The sequence below is a fragment of the Marinomonas pontica genome (assembly GCF_036322735.1).
In the GTDB taxonomy this organism is placed as follows: domain Bacteria; phylum Pseudomonadota; class Gammaproteobacteria; order Pseudomonadales; family Marinomonadaceae; genus Marinomonas; species Marinomonas pontica.
This window is the reverse complement of the sequence record NZ_AP027271.1, coordinates 2,427,062-2,450,271: the sequence shown is the minus strand read 5'-3', so window position 1 is coordinate 2,450,271 and position 23,210 is coordinate 2,427,062. Positions and strand designations below refer to the sequence as shown.

Below are 23,210 nucleotides of genomic sequence, written 5' to 3'. Positions count from 1 at the left end.
AAGTGTCGCACTTCGGACTTGAATTCAGGACTTTGCTATACAGTATTAAACTCGAAAATCTTTATGAAGTTTCTGCCAATGCGCTTTTAGCTGCTGTTTGTGCTCTTCATTCATCGGTAGGTTTTTTAAAGCCTCAGGCCAAAGGCTTCTGGCTTTTTCCATCGCATCGTCCAGATGCGGTTTGATCGCTCGCCATGGAATATCTGATTTAGTTGCCCAATCTTCAAAGTGTTTATATGAGACATCATACCAAGCCTTCGTCTTTGCAAGGTTAAGAGCGAAGTGTTGTTCGTTTTCAATATAAACATTGGTGGTGACTATGTCGTAAGCAGGCGAAAGTCTGGGTGTGACTTGATCTGTATACAGTAAGCTCCAGTTTTTCAAATGGGCGTCGCCGTTTGCTAATAGGATGTTGGTGAGTATACGACGAGCAAGTTGCTGGACATCACTTAAACCATTACCAGAAAACTGATACAGGATTTTTGCTATTTGTTCGTAGTTGCCAGAACTGTATTTTTCATGTGGGTACTTCACAAGAACTTGAGCAAAGTCTTCCATGTGAATGCGTTGGTCGTCACGCCGATCAAACCGTTTTATGGCGAAAGCTAATTTTTCATCCGGAAGATTGATTTGAGGAAGGTTGTCTAATTGGTCTCTCTCGACCAATTTTATTTCAGGAATATCCACGCCAATGAGAGAAGCGAGAGTCATGGCAGTAAACTCATTGGCGGGCACTTCTTTGTGTTTAGTGGAGGGTGTTTTTACAATCCAATCGCCAAGCACATTGTCTTTCGATAGATTGTATCGACCGTCTTTTTCCTTCATGGAAAACTTCATCTGAACGCCTGCCAAGGAAAACTTGTTCTCTTGGCTGAGTTTGTCGAATTTAACCGCTTTTACTTGGCCATGAGATGAGAATAAATGTAGAGGAACATCTTCAGGCTCCATCGGTTCAGCGACTAATGTGCCCGGTAAATCCATGCCCAGATAAGACAAAATATGAAACTCATTATCTACATGGGTTTTGAGCCCTTGAGCGATCAGCTCTCGCAAAGAACCTTCAGGCAATAGATTGGACAAAATAGGGTGCAGGCGTTGGTTTGTCGCCCATGGCTCTGATAGCATTTTATCAGCACGCGGAAAATTTTGATGGGTGGTTAAGCTAAAAGTGGGGCGCGCTATATTAGATTGAAAGCTTTCAGCAAAATGTAAAACATTACGTCCATTCTTTGCCCCTGCCAAATACCCCACTAGATGGCCATGTAACGTCAATTTAAGAACACTAATTTCCGTTGTCATCTTCGTCCCCATCTTCTAATAACCCTTTCCATGGATCATCCGATAGTTTTTTTTGTTCATCAGAATGATCAGGCTGTTTGTGCGGTAAAGGTGTGTAGTTACCATCACTTTCAAGAACCGCTAAAACAGCATTCAGCTTTTCTTTTGGGATCAGCATGACGTCGCTATTTAGGCCCTTGGCAATCAGTTCAAGCGTATCGAGTCTTGGGTTGCCTTTTGCTTCAAGCCGTTGGTATTGCTGTCTAGAAATGCCAACACGCATTAGCATGTCATTCTGCTTGAGTTTCAGTGTTAAACGGCGATGTTTGATTTGCTGTAGTAGATTCATCATAAGGAAACTAATAAGTTGCTTTTTAATTTATAGAAACATATTAGTTGCTATTTCGATGTAAGACAACTTAAGAGTTTCTTTTACGTTTACAAGTGCAGAAATATAGGGAAGCATTTTTTAGTCTATGGACTTCCTAGACAGCAGAGTGATTGTTTAAGGGTGCTCAGAGTCTAACAACTTAGTGTTTTTGTGGTTTGATACTGAGCTTTCTGGATATCGAATAATCACTTGCATCTCGAAGTATTATTGTAAGTTACGAAACTATTCGTCTATGCCACTACACTTTCATAATTTCACCAATCTTGGCTCAATGTTCAATTTGCTTGGGTGGAGGCCAAGAAAATATCTGGTATAAATAGCCTGAAGTCGTATTTAATAGGCTAACTCAGGCTGCATAGAAGAGTGTCGCGCTTGAACGTTGAATTCGCTCTTTATTTCAACGCTACCGCTATCATGGTGCCCGTAGCACAAAGCTGGTCGTTGGCGCTTAAGCTTAGTTTTACTGTTGCTTTTCTACCTTCCAATTGAATAACTTCTCCTAGAATCGTCAGTTTGTTTTCCATTGGTGTGGGTCGTAAAAAATCAACTGACAACGACGCTGTGACAAAGCGAAGAGTAGGTTCGGTTCCCATGTCTTGGCCCTGTGCTTTATAAGCGGCGGCCGCCGCAGATGCTGTACCGTGACAATCCAGTAACGAAGCAATCAATCCTCCATAGGCGTTATTAGGAACGCCGCCAGTATGGTAAGGCTTAGGCGTAAAATGCGCGATCGTATGTTCTTTGCCCGCGCATAAGTGCCAATAACTTTTTAACTGCAAACCGTGAGGGTTATCACGACCACAGCCATAGCAATGGCTGAATTCTGCCGGATAGGAATCTTGAAAAGCCTGTTTAGACATGATGTCGTCCCCGTCTGATGTGTTCAAAAAATGTAATACTACATATTGGGGTAGTTTGGCCCGCCGCCGCCTTCTGGTGGTAACCACTGGATATTTTGGCCGCTGTCTTTTATGTCACAAGTTTTACAGTGCACGCAATTTTGCGCGTTGATTTGCAGCTGAGGTTGGCCGCTTTCTTCGATAACTTCATAAACACCGGCAGGGCAGAAACGCTGAGCGGGCTCGTTATGCAGTGGAATATTAACCCGATATGGCTGCGCATTATCATGTAAATGTAGATGGCACGGCTGGTCTTCTTCGTGATTGGTATTAGACAAATACACAGAAGATAATTTATCAAAACTCAGTAAACCATCTGGCTTTGGGTAATTTATTTTAAGGCAATGCGCCGCAGGCTTAATCTGTAAGTGATCGGCTTTTTTGTCGTGTAACTTAAGAGGAAAACGGCCCTGAAAAAGGTTTTGCTCCAAAGTATTAAAGGCACCGCCCCAAAATGGCCCTAACTTGTGTAACGCTGGGCCGAAATTCTTGGATTGGAACAGTTCATCATAGAGCCAGCTATTGCGAAAGTGAGACTCAAAACTTATCGCCTCGGTTTGTTGGTTCTGCATAGCGTCAAGAATGGCTTCGGCCGCGAGCATACCCGATTTCATCGCGGTATGTGTGCCCTTGATTCGAGATACATTCAGTGTGCCTGCATCACAACCAATTAACAGTCCGCCGGGAAAAGTCATTTTGGGCAAAGAGTTAAAACCGCCTTTGGCGATAGCGCGAGCGCCATAAGAGACGCGTTTGCCGCCTTCTAAATATTGGGCGAACACTGGATGATGCTTTAGTTGTTGGCACTCATCAAATGGACTTACCCAAGGGTTGCTGTAGTTAAGATCAACAATGAGCCCCATCGCAATTTGATGATTGTCTGTGTGATAAAGAAAGAAACCGCCGTTAGTGTCGCCTTGAAGTGGCCACCCCGTGCCATGAATCACCAAACCAGGCTGATGTTTGACGGGGTCAATATCCCATAATTCTTTAATGCCAATGGCGTAATGTTGTGGGTCTTTATTCTGATCCAGTGCGTATTTTTCGATTAAGGCTTTGCCAAGATGGCCACGGCAACCCTCGGAAAAAAGGGTGAATTTGGCCTCTAATATCATGCCTGGCATGTGGCCAGATTTGGGGGTATTTTGTGCGTCTAACCCCATATCTGCGGTTAGAATACCTCTGACGCTGCCATTCTCGTGATAGATAACTTCGGCAGCGGGAAAACCTGGAAAGATCTCCACACCCAAATCTTCAGCCTGATCAGCTAACCAGCGGCATAGGTTGCCTAGGCTGGCGATATAGTTGCCAGTATTATGCATGGTTTTGGGTGCTAACCAGGTTGGAATGGTCCAATGTTGAGTTGAGTTGCGCAGCCACAGTATTTGATCCTCTGTCGCTGGTACGGTCAAAGGCGCTTGTCTGTCGTACCAATCTGGAAACAATTCGTTGAGGGCTTTCGGATCAATCACCGCGCCCGACACAATATGAGCGCCCACTTCGGAGCCTTTTTCTACCACGCAAACGCTGATCTCTGTTTGCTGTGTTTGTGCCAATTGTTTTAAACGGCAAGCAGCCGATAATCCCGCTGCTCCTGCGCCCACAATGACCACATCAAATGACATGACGTCGCGTTCCATGTTATCTCCTTAAAGTTGGTCAGTATCAAGAGAGAAAGTACTGCTTAAACCACTTAACACAGTGTCAGCATGCTGGTGCACACGTGGTAAATAGTATTCTGCATAAAAGTGCGCAGTACCTTGTTTGGCCGTTAAAAAATCTTCGCTGTAAGTGTTTGCTTCACTGTTTAGGTTATTTTGTCCACTTAGTTCAACAGCGCGTAAGGCACTTTTTGCCATTAACCAGCCGCCACATAAATAGCCCATCATCATTAAATAATCGACGCTGACGTTGGCGGCCATCTGCCGATCTGCTTTGCCTTGTGCTAGCAACCAGTCTTTTACTGCTGTGGCTTTTTGTAGAGCTCGGTTCAGTCGTGGAGTTATTTGATTGAGGGTTGTATCCGTACTGGTTGATAGCTGTGATACGGTGTTACTCACTTCGTTCAGTAGCTGTTTTAGCGCGTTCGCATCGTCATTGAGGGTTTTTCGACCGACTAAATCCAGCGCCTGAATCCCTGTAGTGCCTTCATAAATGGTTAGAATGCGAGCATCACGAAAGTGCTGCGCCGCCCCTGTTTCTTCAACAAAGCCCATGCCACCGTGAATTTGAATGTTCAGCGAGGTGAGTTCTTGGGACAGTTCGGTCATCCAGCCTTTTACGATAGGAGTGTAAAATTCTACGCGCGCTTTGGCATCAAGGTCGCCGTGATGGTGTTTGTCTATATCGGCCGCTGCACAAAGTGATAGTGCGCGCATGGCTTCGCAACCTGATTTCATCGCCATCAACATGCGGCGTACATCGGGATAATCAATAATGGCGATTTTTTGGCCTTCCTTGGTGGTGCCTTGGGTTCTATCTTTGGCAAATTGACGCGCTTGTTGGTAGGCGCGTTCAGAGATAGACAAACCCTGTAAACCAACGGACTGGCGAGCGTGGTTCATCATAGTAAACATGTAGCTCAACCCCTTGTTTGGCTCACCGATCAAATAGCCAATGGCGCCGTCGTTATCGCCAAAACTCATGGTGCACGTTGGGCTAGCGTGAATGCCTAGTTTGTGCTCAAGAGAAATACAGCGTGCGTCATTGAGTTCAGTTGGTTCTCCTTCGTCAGACAACAAATATTTCGGCACCACAAACAACGAAATACCTTTTACCCCTGCCGGAGCATCTGGTAGGCGTGCCAATACTAAATGCACGATATTGCTGGTCATTTGGTGATCACCCCAGGTGATGTAGATCTTTTGTCCGCGAATACGATAATGATCGCCTTCTGGTTTGGCTTTACAGGCGATTGCAGCAAGATCAGAGCCGGCATTAGGCTCCGTTAAATTCATGGTGCCGGTCCATTCACCAGAAATGAGTTTATGCAGGTAGCGTTTTTGCAGTTCTGGGCTGCCGTGTGCGGTTAAGGCTTCCACCGCGCCTTGACTCAACATAGGGCAAAGTGCAAACGCCATGTTTGCCGAGTGCCAAAGCTCGTTAATGGCCGTACCCAACACATTTGGTAAACCTTGGCCGCCAAATTCGGTGGGCCCCGTTAGAGTTGCCCAGCCATTGTCGACGTATTGCTGGTACGCTTCTTTGTAGCCAGGGCTTTGCTGTACTTGTTGATCGACCAAAACCGCGCCGTGTTTATCGCCTGTGGTATTAAGTGGTGAAAGCACATCGGTGGCCAGTTTACCCGCTTCTTGTACGATAACCTCTGCGAGTTCAAGAGACACGTCGTCTAATGCATATTGTGCGGCGAGTTTGTCTAGTTCCACTAATTGATCGAGGACAAAAATAGTATCTTGCTGTGGTGCGATGTAAACGCTCATAAATCACCTTGATAAAAAGTAAACAGTTGTTATTCCGTGAAAAATATTTGGAGCCTACAAACGTGCTGTCATTGCGGGAACCGCATCGAATAAGTCGGCGACGAGACCGTAATCGGCCACAGAAAAAATCGGTGCCTCAGGATCATTGTTAATGGCCACAATTACCTTGGAGTCCTTCATGCCGGCCAGATGCTGAATTGCGCCAGAAATGCCAACCGCTAGGTATAAAGAGGGTGCCACTACTTGACCGGTCTGACCGACTTGTAAGTCGTTAGCAATATAGCCTGCGTCGACCGCGGCTCTAGATGCGCCAACGGCTGCGCCGAGCTTGTCCGCTAAATCATAAATCACGGAGAAGTTTACTTCTGAGCCAACTGCACGCCCACCGGATACTATGATCTCTGCGCTGTTTAATTCAGGACGACTGGATTCACTGAGCGTTTGCTTGACGAAGCGCACTGGGGAATGTGGGAGTTCGACGGACAAAGCATGAACTTGAGCAAGCGACGCGGTAGGTTCATGGGTTGGCGCTGAAAACGCGCTGGTACGAATTGTTAATATCTGGCAAGAAGCGCTATTTTTCACTGTGGCAATGGCGTTACCGGCGTAAATCGGACGTTTGTATTGGTTGGGGCTGATGATTTCGATCACATCAGACAGCGCATTAACACCACATAGCGCGGCAATTCTAGGTGCGAGGTCTTTGCCAAACGACGAAGAAGCTAACAAAATATGGCTGTACTGCGAACGTAAATTTGCAATGACTGGCGCCAATGTTTCACTAAACGGGATGGCAAGCATAGCATGATCCCATGTCAAAACACGGTCGATACCAGCAATGGTCGCCGCGTCTTGACTGAGTTCGGATATTTCATGGCCTGCAATAAGCAAATCGATCGGTTGGCCGAGTTGTTGCGCTGCTCCTAGGGTCACCAAGGTAGCGGCTTTTAAGGCGTGTTGGTTATGTTCTGCAATAATTAATGTTTTCATTTAGGCTTCCTCACCGTGCTTGGGAATCTGTACTTGGGCATCGCTACGCAAGGTCGAAATCAGCTCGTCAACGGAGTTCAGCATAATGCCGGCTTGGCGATGAGCTGGGCTACTCACTGAGATCAGCTCGATGTCGGTGGTTAGCTTGATATCGAGATCGGCTAAGGTTTTCACCGCTAGGGGTTTACGCTTGGCTTGCATGATTTTAGGTAAAGCCGCAAAACGCGGCTCATTCAAACGCAAGTCTGTGGTGATTACGACGGGCAAGGGCATCTCAACGGTGAGTAAGCCGCCGTCAACTTCGCGAGTCACTATGGCTTTATTTTGTTCAATTTGAATACGAGACGCGCAGGTGGCTTGCGGGCAGTCGAGCAAGGCCGCAAGCATTTGTCCGGTTTGATTGTTGTCTGTGTCAATGGACTGCTTGCCTAGTAGAAAAATATCGGCGCCTTCTTCTTGCTGGATTTTTTGCAAAATTCTAGCGACATCCAGAGGGCTGGCGGAGACATCACACTCCACCTGTAAACCACGGTCGGCGCCCAAAGCAAGTGCGCTGCGGATTTGTTCTTGGCAGTTTTTAGGACCTATTGAAACCACTAAAATGTCGTCCACTATGCCAGCTTCTTTAAGGCGCACAGCTTCTTCAACAGCAATTTCGCAAAAGGGGTTCATTGACATTTTGGTGTTGCTTAAATCCACATCGCTGAGGTCTGCTTTAACCCGTACTTTGACGTTGTAATCGATAACACGCTTTATCGCGACAATGGCCTTTAGGTGATTAGTGTTCATTTGTTGTTCTCCAACTTAACGTTTGCCAAGGACAACGCATTGGCTTGATCTCTGAGTAAGAACTTCTGTACTTTTCCTGTGGACGTTTTGGGTAAAGGGCCAAAAACAACGTATTTTGGTGCTTTGAAATGCGCCATATGTTCACGACAGAACTGAATAATCTCCTGTTCGCTTACTTTATTTGCACTTTTAAGCGTACTGTCTTTTAAGGTGATAAACGCACAAGGTGTTTCGCCCCATTTGTCGTCTAATTTCGCGACGACGGCGGCTTCTTGAACCATAGGGTGGCGGTACAATGTGTCTTCAATTTCGATGCTGGAGATGTTTTCGCCTCCCGAAATAATAATGTCTTTTGAGCGATCCTTGATTTCGATGTAGCCATCACTGTGCCAAACGGCCAAATCCCCTGAATGGAACCAACCGCCTGCGAAGGCTTTTTCTGTAGTTGCGGGATTGTTTAGGTAACCTTTCATTACCAGATTGCCGCGCATGAAAATTTCACCAAGGGTCTTACCGTCTTGAGGCACCGGTTCTAAGCTGTCTGGGTCGGCGACCATTAAGCCTTCTAGCATCGGCGCTTTGATGCCTTGTCGAGCTTTTAGACGTGCTTTTTCCTCCGCGCTGTGGTCGTCCCATTCGCCTTTCCAAGCACAATAAACGCAAGGCCCGTAAGTTTCGGTTAAACCGTACACATGAGTAATGTTAAAACCGATGCTTTCCATCGCCTGAATAACAGCGGCGGGTGGCGCTGCGCCTGCGGTCATCACATTGACAGAGTGTTCGATGCCAGATTTGACGCTGTCGTCGGCGGCGTTGAGCATGTTGAGAATAATGGGTGCTGCACACAGATAGCCGACTTTCTCTTTTTTGATGATGTCAAATACGTCTTCTGCTTTGGCGTGGCGTAAGCTCACACTGACGCCTGCCATGGCGGCTATCGCCCAAGGGAAACACCAACCATTGCAGTGAAACATCGGTAATATCCACAAGTACACCGGGTGCTGAGTCATACCCCACGACATGGCGTTACTGATGGCGTTTAAATACGCGCCGCGGTGGTGATACACCACGCCTTTTGGATCGCCTGTGGTGCCAGACGTGTAATTGAGCGTAATAGAATCCCATTCGTCTTCGAGAATAGGGCATTCATAAAATTCGTCGCCTTGCGTTAAAAAAGCTTCATAGTCTGAAGTGCCAATTAGTTCACCGCCTAGCCACTGGCTGTCGTCAATGTCAATTACCATGGGTTGGTGTGGCATCAGTGCTAACGCGTCTTTTAGTAGGGCGCTAAATTCACGATCCACAAAAACGATTTTGCTGTTGGCGTGTTGTAAGATAAACGCAATGGTAGGCGCATCGAGCCGAGTATTAATGGAATTTAAAATAGCGCCCGCCATGGGTACGCCAAAATGCATTTCAAAATGTTCCGAAATATTTGGCGCAATGACAGAAACGGTGTCGCCTTTTTGAATACCTTTGCGCTGTAGTGCGCTGGCAAGCTGACGACAGCGTTGATAAGTTTCATGCCAAGTGCGTTTAATTGGACCATTGATTGAGGCAATACGATCAGGGTAAATAGTGGCGGTGCGCTCTAAAAAAGAGATCGGCGTTAGCGCCGTGTGATTCGCTACGTTTTTATTTAAATGTGTGTCGAGGGCGGTATTATTCATATTGTTGACCTCATAATGTCGTTGTTATTGATGTGAAAAGCGAGCAGGGCGACGCTCAGCAAAAGCCGCCATTCCCTCGGTTTGATCTTGTGTAGTGAAACTCAGCGCAAAGCGTTCGGTTTCAAGCTGACAGCCGTCGTGCAGAGACAGGTTCAAGCCTTGATGGATCAGCTGTTTTGCAAAACGCACTGCTTGAGGTGCGTTTTTGGCAATTTTCTCAGCTTGCGCTAGACCGCCTTTCAACAGTTCAGAGGAGCTGAGTACTTGATGACATAAAGTCAGTTTGAGCGCGTCTTGAGCCGAAATGCGATCACCCGTTAGGATCCACTGCATGGCGTTGCCTTTGCCTATGTATCGAGCTAAACGCTGAGTTCCGCCAAAGCCTGGCGTAATGCCCAGCGAGACTTCAGGCTGGCTAAATACAGCGTTTTCACTGGCCAAAATATAGTCGCAGCTCAATGCCAGCTCGCAACCACCGCCAAGACAATAGCCATTTACTAAGGCGATGACAGGCGCAGAACAGGCTTCTATTTGATGCATCAAAGCCATACCTAAATGCGAAAAATCGCGTGCTTCTAAAGCGGTCATGGCTTGCATTGCCACAACATCAGCTCCCGCCACAAAGGCTTTATCGCCGTTACCCGTGAGCAGGATCACTTTTGTGGTCGGCAGTGCATCCAGCCATTGAAATGCTTGGCTTAATGACGTTAACAGTGCTTTGTTTAAGGCGTTTAATGCTTTTGGGCGATCAATGGTGATTAGCCAAACATCATCTTGTGGTTGCGTCAGCAGAAGACAGTCAAAGGTTGGTGCCATGCTAGTTTCCATATTGATAAAACCCTTGGCCGCCTTTTTTTCCTAATTGCCCAGCATCTACCATTTGGCGCAAAAGAGGCGCTGCTCGGTATTTGCTGTCGCCAAATTGGGTATGTAATACGTCCATGATGCTCAAGCAGGTATCCAAGCCTATTAGGTCTGCGAGCGCCAATGGGCCAATGGGATGGCCAGCGCCTAGCATCATAATCTGATCGATTTGTTCCGCCGACGCACAGCCTTCTTCGAACACAAAAATGCCTTCATTGATCATCGGTAATAGAATGCGATTTAGCACAAAGCCTGCGCGGTCTTTCACTGCAATGGCTATTTTTCCAGCGTTTTTTGCCACCTCCATGACGGCGTCACGAGTAGTGTCGGCTGTTTGCAAACCGTCAATGATTTCGACCAGTTTCATCAATGGCACCGGGTTCATAAAGTGCATGCCAATCATACGCTCTGGATTCGGTATACTGGCGGCCAAACGGGTAATCGATAACGACGAGGTGTTACTGGCGAAAAGGGTGGAGTCCTGGCAAACTGTGGCCAACTCTTGAAAAATAGCGATTTTTATTTTTTCCGATTCCGTCGCAGCTTCAATAACCAAATCCGCCGAGGCAAGCGACGTAAGCTCTGTTGAACACTGAATAGAAGCAATATAGTCGTTGCCTGCGTCGAGAACGCCTCTGCTTGTCAACTTATCAATGCTGTGACGAATGCTAACAAACGCCTTGTCTAACGCAGAGGCAGAAGAATCGACCAACTGAACTTGATAACCCGCGCAGGCCATGACTTGTGCGATGCCCTGTCCCATTTGTCCAGCGCCAATAACGCCAATGATTTGAATACTCATGGTGTGTAATCCTTAGCCAAAGCTTAAAAGTTGTTACGACGAAATTTATTAAATTGACCGACAATGCCGCTGCGAAAGCTGAGTACGCAGACAACGAAAACGGCCCCCATAATGATGTGTAGGTAGTTACCTAACTCGCCACCACTGAGGTAATTTTGCATACTCACTACCACGCCAGCACCAACTAATGGCCCGATGATGGTTCCGACGCCGCCAACCAGCGTCATCAAGATGACTTCCCCTGACATGTGCCAATGCACATCGGTCAAAGAGGCCAACTCGAATACAAGTGTTTTCGTTGAACCGGCTAACGCGGACAGCGCCGCCGAAATAATAAAAGCAATCCACTTGTATTTATTTACGTCGTAACCCAGTGACGTAGCTCGACTTTCATTTTCACGAATGGCTTTCATAATTTGCCCAAAAGGCGAATGCACAGTGCGATGGATTAGCCAGAATCCTGCTAAGAAAATAGCCAATACGAAGTAGTACATGGTTTGGTTATCTGCTAGGTCAATTAGGCCAAACGCCTTGCCGCGTGGTACGCCTTGTAGGCCATCTTCACCGCCTGTAAAGGGCGTTTGCAGGTATAAGAAAAACACCAATTGCGCCAAGGCTAATGTCACCATGGCAAAATAAATGCCTTCACGTTTCACTGCTAATTTGCCAAAAACAGCGCCAAGAAAACCGCCAGCCACGGTGCCCGCGATGATGGCGATTTCTGGTGTTAAACCGCTATTGATCATTAACCAACCAGTAACATAACCGCCGGTGCCAAGGAAAACCGCATGCCCAAAAGACAGTAAACCAGCAAACCCTAACAGCAAGTTAAACGCACAGGCAAAAAGGGCAAAACATAAAACTTTGGCCAAAAAAACCGGATAAATAACCAAGGGAGCGGCAAGTGCCAATCCCAACAAAACTAAAATAGCTAAACGAGATCGCATAAACAGTACTCCTAAGCGTTTTTACCAAATAGACCAGAGGGTTTGATCAACAGCACAATCACCATGACTAAAAAGATCACGGTAGCTGACGCTTCTGGGTAAAAGTACTTGGTCAAGCCTTCTACGACGCCCATTCCTAGTCCGGTCAAAATAGCGCCACCGATAGACCCCATTCCACCAATCACCACGATGGCAAACACAATGATCAAAATATTTGACCCCATATCGGGTGAAACGGAATACACAGGGGCTGCCATGACGCCAGCGAAGCCGGCTAGACCCACGCCAAAGCCAAACGTTAACGTCACGATCAGAGGCACGTTAATACCGAAGGCTTGCAGCAATTGTGGGTTCTCGGTGCCAGCTCGTAGATACACACCGAGCTTGGTTTTTTCGATCATCCACCAAGTTGAAAAGCACACCAGAACTGAGACAACGATGATCCAAGCGCGATAATTAGGCAGATACATAAATGGCAAGCGAACCCCGCCTTTTAATGCATCGGGTACGGGATAAGATTGACCCGAAGAGCCAAACCAGTGGGTAAATAAACCTTGTATCATCAGGGCTAAACCAAACGTCAGCAGCAGACTGTACAAATGGTCTTCATTAGCGATAGGGCGAATCAAAAAACGTTGGATTAATACGCCAATCACACCTACTACAATTGGCACGATTAAAAGAGCAACCCAGTAGTTCATGCCCATGTATTTAAAACCCAACAAGGCGACAAAAGCGCCGAGCATGTACATGGCGCCTTGGGCGAAGTTGATGATGCGTAAAAGACCAAAAATGATGGCTAAGCCGAGGCTGAGCAGAGCGTAAAAAGAGCCGTTAATCAGTCCGATCAAGAGTTGACCAAACAGCGCAAAAAAATTAATTCCGAGAAAAGTTGCCATAACGTGTCAACTACCTTGAATGTAAACCGTGTGGAAAATCAGGAAAGCCGGATCCGGCTTTCCTCAGTACTACCAAGATTAGAACGCGCAGCTTGGCAACATCGGGTTGTAGGCTTTATTGCCAGGAATCACTTCGACAATGTTATAAATGTCGTTTTTGTTCTTACGGTCAGCCGCTTTTTTGATTTCGACCAGTAACATGTCATGCTCCATGCGACCGTCGGCTCGTAATGTTGCATTACGAGCGAAAAAATCATCTGGCTTGGTGAGTTTCATTTGCTTCATGACCGCATCAGAATCATCTGTACCAACAGCGTCTACGGCTTTTAAGTAATGCATAGTGGCCGAGTAAGCTCCGGCGTGTGCCATAGAAGGAATCGCACCGTGTAAAGCCTCAAAACGCTTACTCCAAGCACGAGTTTGGTCGTCCATGTCCCAGTAAAAGCCGGTGGTTAAACGCATACCTTGGGCTGTATCTGGGTCCATGGCTTGGGCGTTTGGTGTGAAGACCAATAAGCCTGCAATGTCCATGTAATCGGTTAAACCAAATTCCGCCGCCGCGTTTAGGGCGTTAACGGTATCGTTGCCAGCGTTAGCCAGTGCCACAACATTGGCGCCGGACGCTTGAGCCTGCAGTACGTAAGAAGAGAAGTCGGTGGTGCCCAATGGCGCTCTAACCGTGCCGACGGTTTCGCCGCCGTTTGCTTCAATGACTTTCATAGAAACGCCTTCCAGCGCATGCCCAAAGGCGTAATCCGCCGTAATAAAAAACCATTTATTTTTGCCTTCGTTGACCATTTGCTTCACGGTGCCATTGGCTAAAGCTACAACGTTGTAAGTCCAATGAGCGATGTAGGGCGAGCAGGCGCTAGTGGTGAAGGCGTTTGATGCAGAGCCTGTGATCAAGGTGATGTTTTTACTGTTGTTAGTTACTTGTGTTACGGCGCCAGTCACAGCAGAAGAGACTAAGCCGCCGATCACATCAACATCTTCGTTTTCGACCCATTTACGCGCCACGGAAGAGGCGATATCTGGTTTAAGTTGAGAGTCGGCAGAAACTAGTTCAATGTCTTTTCCTAACGCTTTGCCACCAAAGTCTTCAATTGCCATACGGGTGGCAATAACGCAGCCTGGGCCACATAAGTCGGCGTAAGTGCCTCCCATGTCAGCCAGTACCCCAATTTTGATTTTGCCATCGGTGGCTGCTGCCGCGGTACTTGTGATGGTCGTAACGACGATGCCAGTGATAAGGTTGGATAAGACTTTTTTCTGTAATTGCATGTTAATACTCCAAGCGTGTGATTATTTTTATTGTGCTTCTGGTGTTATCTGGGATTACACCCCTAGATAGGTATTGAGTAGGTCGCTTTTTGAACTTAGCTCGGCGGCTAAGATTTCTTCTACGATATGACCGTGTTCCATAATGTAATGGCGGTCAGCAATGGGGGCGGCAAAGCGAAAATTTTGCTCAACCAATAAAATAGTAAGGCCGCGGCTTTTAAGCAGCATTAGCACCTCGGCGAGTTTTTGCACAATCACTGGTGCTAAGCCTTCGGTGATTTCATCTAATAAAAGAATATTGGCGCCGCTGCGTAAAATGCGTGCTAATGCGAGCATTTGCTGTTCGCCGCCCGAAAGGCGAGTGCCTTGACTGGTGCGACGTTCATGAAGATTAGGAAAAATTGCATATATTTCTTCGAGACTCATGGCATCAGATCGCACTTGTGGTGGCAACAAAAGATTTTCTTCGACGCTTAAACTGGCAAAAATGCCACGTTCTTCCGGACAAAATCCCAGCCCAAGATGAGCAATTTTGTGAGCAGGCATGGTCATGGTATTTTGGCCATTCACAACAATTTCACCGCTGCGTTTGCCTACCATGTTCATAATCGCTTTTAAGGTAGTAGATCGACCTGAACCGTTACGGCCTAACAAGGTGACGAGTTCGCCTTGCATTACGGACAAATCGATGCCGTGCAGAATATGCGATTCGTCGTAATAGGCGTGCAAATTGGTAATGCGCAGTTTTTCGCGAGAATTATGGCTCATGCGGACACCTCCTGATCAACCGTTTCTGTGCCCATATAGGCTTCACGAACTTGAGGGTTGGCGGAGACGGTAGCGTAGTCGCCTTCAGTTAAAATCGCGCCGCGCTGCAGTACTGTAATCTTGTCAGCTAATTTAGAAACTACGTGTAAATTGTGCTCTACCATCAAAATAGTGCGATTTTGAGAGACTTTTTTAATTAAGTCGGCGACTAGGTCAATGTCTTCGTGCCCCATGCCTTGAGTTGGTTCATCGAGCAGCATGAGTTCTGGTTCAAGTGCCAATGTTGTGGCGATTTCCAGTGCGCGTTTTCGGCCATACGATAAATCGGTGGTTTTGCTGTAGGCAAAGCTTTCTAAGCCAACAGAGGCAAGCAGCTCAATTGCTTTATCGTTTAGCTTGTTTAGTACACGCTCAGAAGTCCAAAAGTGCAGGCTATTTTTTTCTTTACGCTGCAAGGCAACACGCACATTTTCCAGCACAGACAGATTAGGGAAAACAGCGGAAATTTGAAAAGAACGAATCACGCCTAAGCGTGCAATAGCTGCTGGATCCAGAGATGTGATGTCTTGATTATTGAACAGAATTTTTCCAGACGAGGGCGGAAGAAATTTCGTCAGTAAGTTAAAAACGGTGGTTTTACCGGCTCCGTTTGGTCCAATCAAGGCATGGATATCACCACGAGAAACATTGAGGTTCACATCATCTACCGCGGTAAAGCCTTTAAAGCCTTTGCTAAGGTGTTGTGTTGATAGGATAAAATCCGCTTCTGTTTTAGACATCGTATTTACTCTATGCAAATAAGCAGACAGGTCTGCTTGTGTTGTTATTTTTATATTTGCACTGATACTAGATGAGAAATATTGCCAAACTATTTTCCAATTCTAACCAAATGTAACAAGCCGATGGCGCCAAGAAAGTTTGTGATAGGATTAGGTTCTAATAAAAAAAAGAAGAAAATCATGTTTCGTATGTCGGCTATTACTCTTCGACTGTTTGTCTTATTAATACTGCTGATAAGTAGTATTTTCGGTGCTATTTACCTTTTTTCTGTCCCTTTGATTAAAAACAATGTGTTTAAATTAGAGCTCAATTCTAATCGTCAGGTGTTAAACGTTGTTTATGATTTAGCCAGTAGTATTTCCTTTAATTCCGATACCTACATTAATCGCACCTTAAGTCATCATGAGCAGCGTTTAAAATCCATTGTGGAACTCACTGAAAACTACATTGAAAGTGCTGTTGTGAATGGCAGAGCGAAAGGACGTTCTGAAGAAGAAATTTGGCAGGACATTTTTTTTAGTCTGCGTCATTTTAAGTTTGGCTTTGAAGGGTATGTATGGATAACAGACTACAATGCGAAAATTTTAGCCCATCCATCGCCACTTTTTAATGACTCTGATTTGTCGCTTTACACTGACGTTGATGGCGAGCTTGTCATTCCAAAGTTGGTGGATTTAGCGCTTAAAGAAAACGAAGGCTTTTACAAATATAAGTGGAATCGGCTTAACGAAACGCAGATCATTGATAAATACTCTTTTGTTAAAAACATGGCTCAATGGGGCTTTGTTATTGGGGCTGGTGTTTACATTGATGACCTTGAAAAAGAGATCGCCGCACAAAAAGAAAAAGCGATTAAAGACATTGCTGACGTTCTAAAAGACATTAATATTGCCAATAACGGCTATTTGTATGTGTTTGACTCAAACGGCAACATGCTGTTCCACCCTAATGCTAATATCAATGGCATTAACTTCAAAACACAGCTCAACCCTGTGACAGGCCATCCGATTTACAAAGATTTGATGGCGATGGCGGATACTGGTGAAGAGCTGTATTACAAATGGGATCGTCCAGATGATCCAGGACGTTACAATTACGAAAAGTTGTCGCTTACACGACACTTGTCTGGTTTTGATTGGTACATCAGTTCATCGGTATACTTTGATGATTTGATGTTCAGCTCGATCCAATTGAGCCAGCGTATTGTGGCTATTGGCGTTGTGGGTTTATTCGTTGGTGCGCTGCTGGCGTTTTTATTTGCTAAATGGATTACTTCGCCAATTCGTAAGCTGTCATTGACAGCGCAAAAGATCAATAAAGGCGATTTGATGGCAAAAACGGGCATTAAACGTAATGATGAACTGGGCGTGCTCGCTGAGTCGTTTGATTATATGGTGTCATGTTTACGGGATAATATTACCACCTTAAATCTTAGAGTTGCAGAGCGGACCCAAGGCTTATCAGACAGTAATCAACAGCTGTTAGGGGCTGTGCAAAGACTGGAATTAACCCAATCTGAATTACGGGCTGCTGAGGCAAGACAGCGACTCATTCTTAATGCCCTGCCAGCACAAGTCGCTTATTTAGACAGCGATTTGCATTTTGTGTTTGCCAATCGTGAATACCTCGAAATTTTTAACGAAACCAAAGACAGTATTGTTGGTAAGCCTATTTCAAGTGTTGTGAACGCTGAAATGTATGATGCAATAAGCCCACATATTGAACGTGCGCTGCAAGGTGAACGCGTTATTTATGAATACCCTTTAATTGACAAGGGTAAACCAATTTTAACGCGACGAACGGTATTGCCTTTTTATGATGATAATAAAAAGGTAGTGGGCTTGCTAACATTATCGATTGATATTACCAAAGAACGCGAAACTGAAAATCGCTTGGCTGAAGCCAGTAAAATGAAAACGGTAGGGCAGCTATCGGGTGGTCTTGCCCATGATTTTAATAATTTACTCACCATCATTTTGGGTAATCTTTTAGAATTACAGCTTGAAGATACGTTTCCACAAAAATGGAATTATCACTTAGTACCAGCAATAAGAGCCACTCGTCGTGGTGCTGATTTAACTCGGCGCTTATTGGCTTTTTCTCGTCGTCAGCCATTGTCTCCTAGTTATATTGAGCCTAAGTCTCTTATTCGCGATGTGGTAGAACTTATTTCCGCGCCTTTACCAGACAATATTGTCTTGATAACCCAAGTTATAGATCACTGCCCAGCTATTTATGTTGATTCGGCCCTTATGGAAGACGCATTGGTAAATCTGATGTTGAACTCCGCCGACGCCATGTTAAAAGGTGGACGATTAACCTTAGCCGTTAATAAGGTCAATGGCGCTACCTTGTCGACTCATTATTCTTTTGATGAGTCTATTTCACCGGGGCAATATGTTTTATTTACGATACAAGACAGTGGAACGGGCTTTACGCCGGAAGCCTTAGTTAAAGCCTGTGAACCGTTTTATACCACTAAATTATCTGGTGCGGGTTCTGGGCTTGGATTGAGCATGGTGTTTGGTTTCGTTAAACAGTCAAAAGGTTATATGCGAGTAGCGAATAACGACGATATTGGCGCCTGTGTTGAGATTTTATTACCTGCGACTGATGGTATAAATAACAGCTCTCTATGCATTTTGCCTACTACAAAACGCTTGTCAAAAGAAAGTAAAGACGCGCTGGTTCTATTAATAGAAGACAACCAAGATGTTCGCTCTGTTGTCCGTCAGCAGCTGGTGGGGTTAGGCTACGCTGTGATCGAAGCCACCACCGCGGATGAAGCCATGAACCTACTTAACATGGGCTTACCTTCTTTAGTAGGCGTGGTGTCAGACGGAGTGATGCCAGGATCAGCAACTTGTTATGATGTGAATGTGTTGATTCAAAAAAAATACCCCAAAGCCTTTTTTATTCTGATGACAGGTTATAGCGATAAACTGGTGAACATTGAATACAACGGTATTTTTTTACAAAAGCCTTTTGATAGCAATGCACTATTTAATGCAATAGAGGCAACCTTTATAAATAATTCAGGACACAATAATGACTAAGAAATGTCTGATTTATATTGTTGAAGATGAAAAAGATCTGGGAACCTTGATTTGTAATACACTGAATCAATTCTATTTTGACACAAAATATTTTGGTAATGGTCTAGAAGCAGAGCAAAATATTGAGGCTAAGCAGCCTGATATTTGTATTATTGATCTGACATTACCCGACATGGATGGCATCGACCTGATTCGACGCTTACAGCACAAAAATATCGGCATTATTATAGTGTCAGGAAGAGATGCCCTAACTGATCGTGTGCTTGGACTTGAACTCGGAGCTGACGATTATATTACCAAACCCTTTGAACCGCGTGAGTTAGTCGCAAGGGTGCAAAGCTTGCAACGGCGTATGCAATTACACGAAGAAAAGCCTGTTAATAAAACTCAATACGCTCGATTTTCTGGGCTTACTTATCATCCTGGATCACTTACACTCAATACTGATACACCACGTCAAGAAACCTTGAGTCGTGCAGAAGCAGATATGCTAATGGCTCTACTTAAACATCCCTATCAAATATTGTCACGTGACCAATTATTGGGAGAAAATACAGTGCCTTATGATCGCAGTATTGACGTACGCGTTTCTCGCTTGCGTAAAAAAATCCAACCAGAAAATGATAAAAATGCTCTAATCAAAACCGTCTATGGCGCAGGTTATATGCTTGTCACGGAAGTGGAGTGGGGTTGATGTTCCAAGGTAAGCAATGGAATGGATTCATCTGAGTGTCTCCGATTTTACTAGACATTATTAAACTCGAAAATCCTCATGTAGTTTCTGCCAATGTATTTTGACTTGTTATGGAACATGCGAATAAGTCCCTTTCTCTAACCATGTTGTGATGTTTACGCTCCCTTTTTGCGTTTGTTCAAGGATTTCATAGTAGCTTTTACGATTTGCCAATATGCTCACTGACATTGCATAAAATCGAACAGATTGGCTCTCAGCTTGAGCTAATGCTAGGTCTGTAAGTTATCGAGTGATACGACCGTTTCCATCGTTTAATGTATGTAAAGTGACAAACCAAATTTGAGTGATAGCGGCTCTTAATAATGGATCTAGTGAAGCTTCTTTTTTTGAGTCATTAAACCATCGGATAAAATGATCTAATTCTGTATCAAGCACTTCTCGTGGCAGGGATTCAAAGTGAACGGTAGGTCGATCAATAGTAAGCGTCCGGCAAACCACACATTTTAATTATCTTCAAACACCTTAAAGTCTGTTGTCTCCTGAATTCAAGTCCGAAGTGCGACACTTTCACTTCAAGCAACTAAGCACATTTCTTTAAACACTACGGCTGGTTGCTTGAACCCTAAACACTTCCTTGGACGATTATTTATTCGTCTCATTGCGAAGTGTATTCTCTCTTCTGTAACACGTCTTAAATCGGTACCTTTGGGCACATATTGCCTTAGGAGTCCGTTGCTATTTTCGTTTGCTCCACGTTCCCAAGAACTGTATGGATGAGCAAAATACACTGTCGTTTCTAATGCTTCGGCTATCTCAGCGTGATACGCGAACTCTCGACCATTATCTGCTGTGATCGTGTGAACATGATCTTTAAAAGGCAGCAATAGCTCTATGGTTGCTTGAGTCACATCTTTGGCTGATTTCGAATCCACTTTCTTTATAAGGTAAAAACGTGTCTTTCTTTCTAGCAAGGTGACAATTGAGCCTGAGCCGTGCTTACCTAAAACAGTGTCTATCTCCCAGTCTCCAAAGCGCTTTTTGGTATCAACAATCACAGGCCGATCATCAATGGATACCTTATTCTTGATCACTTCAGCTTTTGTTCTCTGGCCTTTCCGGTAGCGTTTTCTTCCTTGCCTCAAATGGCGGTAAAGTGTCCCTTTGTTTCTTTTGTCATCATGGATATATTGGTAAATCCATTGATGACTGACGGGAACACCGCAGTTTTTGAGTACGTTAGAGACTTGCTCAGGACTCCAGTCGATTTCAATTAAAATACGAATAAAATCAATTGTCTTTGATGATATGCGATATTTTGCCGCTGTCTTCCGCCTTATCAAACAGGCTCTTTGGGCTTTGTCAGGGCAATATTCTGTTACTTTTTTATTCCGCTTTAACTCACGGTAAATCGTAGCTCTATGACAATTCAGGATGAGTGCAATATTTGCCACTGATATTTCTTGCCCTAAAAGAGCGGAAATCTGGTATCTTTTGCCTTCGGTCAACTGCTGATAATTCATGTTGGTACTGCTTTATCTGTGGTAAGAAGAAGTGTATCAACTTCAGCAGTTGGCTTCTTCTACACCTGATTTGCAGTGTCGCACTTATTATCTGAATTTAGGCTTTTAAATCAGAGCAACAGACTCATGTTTACCGCGTCTTCCCAGCTTAACGTTACACTGATTTGTGGGCCTACCGACATGCGTAAAGCCATTGATGGGCTTTGCAATATCGTCGCCTACGATCTTGAAAAAGAACCTTGTAGTGAGAACATTTTTGTCTTCTGTGGTCGAGCACGTGACAAGATCAAAATATTGCAGTGGTCTAATAATGGTTTTTGGTTGCATTACAAACGATTGGAAAAAGGCTCTTTCCAATGGCCTGGCATTGAGGATGAACATTTATCGCGGCACATATCCCATCGACAACTTAATTGGTTGTTGGATGGTTTGCCTCTTCACTCTCAAGAGGCTCATCCGCATTTAACCTATCGATATCATGACGAATAACCCATTAGGTTGGTATAATCCAACCCATGAAAATGCTTCCAGAAAACTTACCCAATGACGTTGAGTCACTCAAGGCTATCTTGCTTGAGCAAGCTCGGCTGTTGGGTGAAAAAGACTCGCAGCTTGCACAGTGGCAATCGAAATACACGTTCATTTTAGAGCAGTGGCGTTTGGCGCAGCAAAAGCAGTTTGGCAAAAGCTCGGAAACCTCACCTGGGCAAGGTGAGTTGTTTGATGAAATGGCGGCCGAATCTGATGTCATCGACACGGAGACTGAAACGCAGACCGTCTCTTACACTCGCTCGAAACCTAAGCGTCAGCCCCTGCCAAAGGATTTACCTCGCGAAACGGTTGTACTGGATATCGCTGAGTCAGACAAAGTCTGCTCATGTTGCCAAGGTGCACTTCATCGCATAGGTGAAGACCGTTCTGAAAAGCTTGATTTTATCCCGGCTCAACTCAAGGTCATCGAAACGGTTCGCCCTAAATACGCGTGCCGTGAGTGTGAGAAAACAGGCACCCAGAATGCGATTAAGCAAGCGGTTGTGCCACCGAGCATTATCCCCAAAGGCATCGCGACCCCTAGTCTGCTGAGTCAGATTATCACGGGCAAATTCCAATACAGCTTACCACTCTATCGACAAGAAACCTTATTTAAGCAATACGGTATCGAGTTGAGCCGACGAACCATGTCAGATTGGATGAAAAAATGTGCCGATGCCTTAGAGAAGCTTTATGAACGGCTGCATCAAGAATTACTGAAACAGTCCGTTATCCAAGCGGATGAAACCACCCTCAATGTGATCAAAGAAGCTCGTTCGAAATGTTACATGTGGGTGTATTGCACAGGCAAAGATGCCCCAGACAAACGCAATCCGATCCCGAATATCGTCCTATACGATTACCAACCGACACGAAGTGGGCAATGCGCCGTCGACTTTTTACAAGGCTTCGATGGCTATCTTAATGTCGATGGCTACCAAGCGTACGAATCGACCCAAGCCAAGCTGGCTGGTTGCTGGGCACATGCACGTCGTAAGTTTATTGAAGCGGAAAAAGGCATGCCGAAAGGCAAGTCAGGAAAAGCAACGATGGCGATCAATCACATCAAAAAGCTGTACGCTATCGAGACGTTGGCCCAACAGGCTGACAATGCAGAAGCCGCCTTTAAAATCCGTCAGGAGCAAGCGCCCGAAGTCTTAGCGAACTACAAAGCCTGGCTTGAAAAATCGGCTCAACAAGTGCCACCGAAATCCTTATTGAGCAAAGCGATCCAATACAATCTCAATCAATGGGACAAACTGAGCGTTTACTTGACCGATTATCGTATCAACATCGATAACAACCGAGCGGAGCGCGCCATCAAGCCCTTCGTGATTGGACGCAAAAACTGGTTGTTCTCCAATACGGGGAATGGTGCAAAATCCAGTGCAACGCTTTACAGCATAATAGAAACAGCCAAAGCCAATGGGCTTATCCCTTATGATTACTTAGTAAGATTGTTTGAAGAGCTGCCGAGAAGAAAAGAAAACGATGACATGGAAGAATTATTGCCGTGGAATATCAAGCTGACTTAAGATTGAGAATAAAGATAAAAATCTTCCCGCTGCATCCATGCAGCCTTGAATCTTCCTGAAAAGAGACAGAGCCTCC

21 protein-coding genes are annotated in these 23,210 nt (G+C 45.2%); 4 read left to right on the top strand and 17 right to left on the bottom strand.

From position 1 onward, the window contains the following. Positions 1–45 precede the first annotated feature (45 nt). The 15 genes from AABA11_RS11480 to AABA11_RS11410 form a co-directional block, all read right to left on the bottom strand. The gene (locus tag AABA11_RS11480) at positions 46–1,299 is read right to left on the bottom strand and encodes a type II toxin-antitoxin system HipA family toxin (protein ID WP_338268062.1); all 1,254 of its coding nucleotides are present in this window, start codon (positions 1,297–1,299) and stop codon (positions 46–48) included. Then, a complete protein-coding gene (locus AABA11_RS11475; protein ID WP_338268060.1) occupies positions 1,283–1,630 on the bottom strand; it encodes a helix-turn-helix transcriptional regulator in 348 nt (115 codons plus the stop codon). The genes AABA11_RS11480 and AABA11_RS11475 overlap by 17 nt, the downstream gene beginning before the upstream one ends. Before the next feature lie 431 nt (positions 1,631–2,061). Beyond that, entirely contained in the window at positions 2,062–2,529 is a 468-nt protein-coding gene (locus tag AABA11_RS11470; protein ID WP_338268059.1) for a PaaI family thioesterase, read from the bottom strand. 38 nt (positions 2,530–2,567) lie between these two features. After that, positions 2,568–4,208: an electron transfer flavoprotein-ubiquinone oxidoreductase gene (locus AABA11_RS11465; RefSeq protein ID WP_338268057.1), complete on the bottom strand. Its 1,641-nt coding sequence runs from the start codon at positions 4,206–4,208 to the stop codon at positions 2,568–2,570. 9 nt (positions 4,209–4,217) lie between these two features. Then, positions 4,218–6,008 (bottom strand): acyl-CoA dehydrogenase family protein, encoded by a 1,791-nt coding sequence (locus AABA11_RS11460; protein WP_338268056.1) that lies wholly within the window; start codon positions 6,006–6,008, stop codon positions 4,218–4,220. Between the two features lie 54 nt (positions 6,009–6,062). Beyond that, the gene (locus AABA11_RS11455; RefSeq protein WP_338268054.1) at positions 6,063–6,998 is read right to left on the bottom strand and encodes an electron transfer flavoprotein subunit alpha/FixB family protein; all 936 of its coding nucleotides are present in this window, start codon (positions 6,996–6,998) and stop codon (positions 6,063–6,065) included. Further along, entirely contained in the window at positions 6,999–7,787 is a 789-nt protein-coding gene (locus AABA11_RS11450; protein WP_072838389.1) for an electron transfer flavoprotein subunit beta/FixA family protein, read from the bottom strand. Then, a complete protein-coding gene (locus AABA11_RS11445) occupies positions 7,784–9,457 on the bottom strand; it encodes an acyl-CoA synthetase (RefSeq protein WP_338268053.1) in 1,674 nt (557 codons plus the stop codon). The genes AABA11_RS11450 and AABA11_RS11445 overlap by 4 nt, the downstream gene beginning before the upstream one ends. A 24-nt stretch (positions 9,458–9,481) precedes the next feature. Beyond that, on the bottom strand, positions 9,482–10,273 hold the full coding sequence (locus tag AABA11_RS11440) for an enoyl-CoA hydratase/isomerase family protein (protein ID WP_338268052.1): 792 nt from the start codon (positions 10,271–10,273) through the stop codon (positions 9,482–9,484). Between the two features lies 1 nt (position 10,274). Further along, positions 10,275–11,123: a 3-hydroxyacyl-CoA dehydrogenase NAD-binding domain-containing protein gene (locus tag AABA11_RS11435; protein WP_338268049.1), complete on the bottom strand. Its 849-nt coding sequence runs from the start codon at positions 11,121–11,123 to the stop codon at positions 10,275–10,277. 23 nt (positions 11,124–11,146) lie between these two features. After that, positions 11,147–12,070: a branched-chain amino acid ABC transporter permease gene (locus AABA11_RS11430; RefSeq protein ID WP_338268047.1), complete on the bottom strand. Its 924-nt coding sequence runs from the start codon at positions 12,068–12,070 to the stop codon at positions 11,147–11,149. Positions 12,071–12,081: 11 nt separating this feature from the next. Next, entirely contained in the window at positions 12,082–12,969 is an 888-nt protein-coding gene (locus AABA11_RS11425) for a branched-chain amino acid ABC transporter permease (protein ID WP_338268044.1), read from the bottom strand. Between the two features lie 78 nt (positions 12,970–13,047). Then, positions 13,048–14,250, bottom strand: a complete 1,203-nt coding sequence (locus AABA11_RS11420) for an ABC transporter substrate-binding protein (RefSeq protein WP_338268041.1) — start codon at positions 14,248–14,250, stop codon at positions 13,048–13,050. A gap of 54 nt (positions 14,251–14,304) precedes the next feature. Continuing rightward, positions 14,305–15,018 carry an ABC transporter ATP-binding protein gene (locus AABA11_RS11415; RefSeq protein WP_072838383.1) on the bottom strand — a complete coding sequence of 238 codons (714 nt, stop codon included), beginning with the start codon at positions 15,016–15,018 and terminating at the stop codon, positions 14,305–14,307. Further along, positions 15,015–15,797, bottom strand: coding sequence for an ABC transporter ATP-binding protein (locus AABA11_RS11410; protein WP_072838382.1), 783 nt, complete (start codon positions 15,795–15,797; stop codon positions 15,015–15,017). The genes AABA11_RS11415 and AABA11_RS11410 overlap by 4 nt, the downstream gene beginning before the upstream one ends. Before the next feature lie 180 nt (positions 15,798–15,977). On the opposite strand from AABA11_RS11410, the gene AABA11_RS11405 reads away from it, so the two are divergent. Together AABA11_RS11405 and AABA11_RS11400 are read left to right on the top strand one after the other, a co-directional pair. Beyond that, positions 15,978–18,854, top strand: a complete 2,877-nt coding sequence (locus tag AABA11_RS11405; RefSeq protein ID WP_338268034.1) for a cache domain-containing protein — start codon at positions 15,978–15,980, stop codon at positions 18,852–18,854. Continuing rightward, the gene (locus AABA11_RS11400; RefSeq protein ID WP_338268031.1) at positions 18,847–19,548 is read left to right on the top strand and encodes a response regulator transcription factor; all 702 of its coding nucleotides are present in this window, start codon (positions 18,847–18,849) and stop codon (positions 19,546–19,548) included. Before AABA11_RS11405 ends, AABA11_RS11400 begins: the two co-directional genes overlap by 8 nt. A gap of 282 nt (positions 19,549–19,830) precedes the next feature. On the opposite strand, the gene AABA11_RS11395 is transcribed toward AABA11_RS11400, so the two are convergent. Both AABA11_RS11395 and AABA11_RS11390 read right to left on the bottom strand, forming a co-directional pair. Further along, complete coding sequence (locus AABA11_RS11395) at positions 19,831–19,983, bottom strand: Fic family protein (protein WP_338269677.1); 153 nt, start codon at positions 19,981–19,983, stop codon at positions 19,831–19,833. A gap of 137 nt (positions 19,984–20,120) precedes the next feature. Further along, positions 20,121–21,068: an IS30 family transposase gene (locus AABA11_RS11390; RefSeq protein ID WP_114413812.1), complete on the bottom strand. Its 948-nt coding sequence runs from the start codon at positions 21,066–21,068 to the stop codon at positions 20,121–20,123. 126 nt (positions 21,069–21,194) lie between these two features. Here AABA11_RS11390 and tnpB point away from each other — a divergent pair, with 126 nt between their 5' ends. Both tnpB and tnpC read left to right on the top strand, forming a co-directional pair. Further along, a complete protein-coding gene (tnpB, locus tag AABA11_RS11385) occupies positions 21,195–21,557 on the top strand; it encodes an IS66 family insertion sequence element accessory protein TnpB (RefSeq protein ID WP_338265879.1) in 363 nt (120 codons plus the stop codon). Between the two features lie 26 nt (positions 21,558–21,583). After that, on the top strand, positions 21,584–23,134 hold the full coding sequence (tnpC, locus tag AABA11_RS11380; protein WP_338264682.1) for an IS66 family transposase: 1,551 nt from the start codon (positions 21,584–21,586) through the stop codon (positions 23,132–23,134). Positions 23,135–23,210 lie beyond the last annotated feature (76 nt).